The 2,958-nt window shown below is 29.2% G+C and carries 1 protein-coding gene and 2 pseudogenes; all 3 read right to left on the bottom strand.

The genetic code is table 11. The features are described 5' to 3' along the window. Nucleotides 1-580 precede the first annotated feature (580 nt). Nucleotides 581-988 (bottom strand): annotated as a pseudogene (locus QWC74_RS03585) (IS3 family transposase); the annotation flags it as partial. Nucleotides 989-1,003: 15 nt separating this feature from the next. Next, nucleotides 1,004-1,318, bottom strand: a complete 315-nt coding sequence (locus QWC74_RS03580) for an IS3 family transposase (RefSeq protein ID WP_081448235.1) — start codon at nt 1,316-1,318, stop codon at nt 1,004-1,006. A gap of 176 nt (nt 1,319-1,494) precedes the next feature. Then, nucleotides 1,495-1,725, bottom strand: a pseudogene (locus tag QWC74_RS03575) (helix-turn-helix domain-containing protein); the annotation flags it as partial. Nucleotides 1,726-2,958: the final 1,233 nt, after the last annotated feature.

Raw genomic sequence — 2,958 nt, 5'->3', positions numbered from 1 at the left:
ACTTGATTATCTTATCATGTCTGTCGAAAGTTGTCAAACCTTTTATCCATTTTTTATCTTTTTTACTTATTGAAGAATTTGTATATAATACTTACTTTATAAAAATACTTTTACAACCTAATTAATGGTGTGTAATACTTTTTGATATAACAATAAAAGTCACATCTACTCACTATTTCATTCCGCTATATCTACTAAACAGTATTAAAAGAATAAATTTTGATTTCTTATTTAACTTTGTACTAGAACGATTTTAAATATTAAAAATAAAAACATTATCTTTTCAGGAAATTATTTTGATGATGTTAAATTAAATGAGATTATTAGCTTTGTTTTTAAGGAGAGTTTATCTTATTGCTTCACTCATCATGAATAGAGTACATCCTGTTTAGCTCTGGTTTAAATAACATTTTTTTATTTATTACTCCATGACACTTATATTTAATTAAAGAAATAATGTTAAATTTGAAGAGATAATCAATCCCTATTTATCTAAAAAACCTTCTCAAAAAAAAAGAACTGTAGTGAACCCCAAAAGTTGAACTTAATATTATGCAGCTAATTGGCTGGTATGAATTTGCTATTGGACTGGACTCATGCCAGCCAATTTTCTTTTGATTCGTTTATGATTATAGTAGTATATATATTTTTCAATGGCTTCTTTTAACTCCTCATAGGTTTTAAATGTCTTTCCATAGTACATTTCTTGCTTAAGTATGCCAAAGAAGTTTTCCATAGGAGAATTATCTAAACAATTCCCTTTTCGTGACATACTTTGAAAGACTCTATTTTTCTTTAAGGTTTGAACCCACTTTTGATGCTGATACTGCCAACCTTGATCGGAATGAATCGTTGTTCTATAGGTTGCTTGTTTGATTATAGGTAGGACTTGATTTAATGACTCCATGACAAAACTTAAGTCAGGTTTATGACTCATTGAAAAGGATAAAATTTCACCTGTTGCCATGTCCATGATAGGGCTTAAATATAATTTCTTTCCTTCTTATGTTTTAAATTCAGTCACATCTGTTGTGAGTTTCTGATAAGGATAAGGTGTATGAAATCGACGATTGATTCGATTCTTTGCGATAGTTCCTATTTTCCCTTTATATGAGCGATATTTACGTGTTTTATGGCTAAACTTAATACAACTAATTCCTAGCTTTTTCATCAGGCGATAAACTTTCTTATGGTTAACCTGATGACCTCGATGGTGAAGCTCATCTGTGATTCGACGATAACCGTAATTCTCATCATTTTCTTTAAAAATAGTTAAAATGAGGTCTTCAAGCTCTTGATCTGGATTATCTTGTGCCATCTTTTTGCCCCAGTAATAGTAAGTTGATTTTGGAAATTTCGTCACTTTTAAAATATCGGATAAATGAAACTCATCCGTTAATTCTTCTATGATTTTTGTTTTGATTTAATTGTGTGACTCCAGGGGGCAATCCCATGAGCCTGACACTTTTTTAAGTATTCAATCTCTATTCTTAATCATTTATTTTCTTCTTCTAATTGTTGTTCACGTGTTAATGTTTTGGATTGTTTAGATTGTTTTGCTTTTGTCATAGGGGATTGAGGCCTTCCTTTCGGTTTAAAGAATGCCTCAATACCATCTCTAAGAAATTTTGTATTCCAATTCGCAATGGTTCCGATATCTGAAATTCCAAAGTGATTAGCAGTTATACTATATGAGGCACCTGTTGTTTTCATATAGTTTAATACATTTAACCTAAATTCACCAGTGTAATCTTGTCTTTGTTTACGCTCTAATCCCTTTTTTCCAAATAATTTGTATTGTCTAACCCATTCTTGAACCTATTTAGAACTTGAAATCTGATATTTTTGAGTAAGGTAAGCATAAGTTACATTACCATTTAAATATTCTTTAATCACTTGATGTTTAAATTTCGGATTATATTTGGTCATAAAAATGCACCCCTAAAGTTAGAATTTTTAGTCTAACATTTGGGGTGCACATCAAACTATAGTATCTTCTTAATCTCACAATATTCTATTACCTTAGCAACTTAGAATAAAGTCTCAGAGTAGGATATCATATCCCCTCCTCAAAACTCTCTCACTCATCAATTAATAAATCTATCCCCCTCTTTATGAATCCAGGCTTTGATTTTTAGTTATCTACCTAAAAATCTTTGTTTGATGAATTTAAATCAGTGAAGTCATCAGTAGAAAGGATGTTATTTCTCTCGTATGATACTGATAGAAAATAGATTAATCAATATCTAACCTATTTTCTATCTTATTTTAATCGATATAAAAAAGAAACTAGTTCCTGCATCAAAAATATTATCATTAACATTTATTCATCTTATATCAGTTTAATTAAGTAACTTATTTATCAAGCTAAAATTATCCTTGATAAATTCTACCTTGTTCAATCTCTTTTTTCCTAGAATAAAACACATATTAGACGATGTAAAATCAAAAATGTAATAAGACATTTAAGCGGTAATAGTGACTATTTTAAAATTTCACACATCCACCGATAAATCAACTTATCATTTTGCGTATTATTATAAAATTTCTACGCGTGAAAAAGAATATCCTCTACTCTTACTCTCATCAGAAATTCAAAGAACTTTATAAAATCATAAAATATATACTTCTTCTATCTATAATATTTTAACAATCTCCTACACCCATATTTAAATTCAACAAACAAAGTACTTTTCTATATCATAACTTTTACTACTAAGTATCTGTCATACAAAGCATTTTTCCGCTTCTGAAAATTCCAAATCTAACCAACTCTATAAAACTAGTAGCCAAGCTACCTAAAGTTTTCGTTTAAAGTTATTCATTACAATTGGCTATAATTGATGAAAATTTGATTAGTAATAATATTCAATAAAGAAACATGAAAACTGTTAGTTTACGTATTTCAGTCACCTCTTTGACGCACAAAAAAAGCACTCTTTCGAGTGCACTATTCGC

This window comes from uncultured Turicibacter sp., from assembly GCF_938044715.1.
Lineage (GTDB): Bacteria > Bacillota_I > Bacilli_A > MOL361 > Turicibacteraceae > Turicibacter > Turicibacter sanguinis.
Note: the sequence above shows the minus strand (reverse complement) of the source record. Positions and strands in the feature narration are given on the sequence as shown.

Bases quoted from the DNA above. Each gene is read 5' to 3' on its own strand.
- QWC74_RS03580 (WP_081448235.1), bottom strand. From the start codon at position 1,318: ATGGCACAAGATAATCCAGATCAAGAGCTTGAAGACCTCATTTTAACT.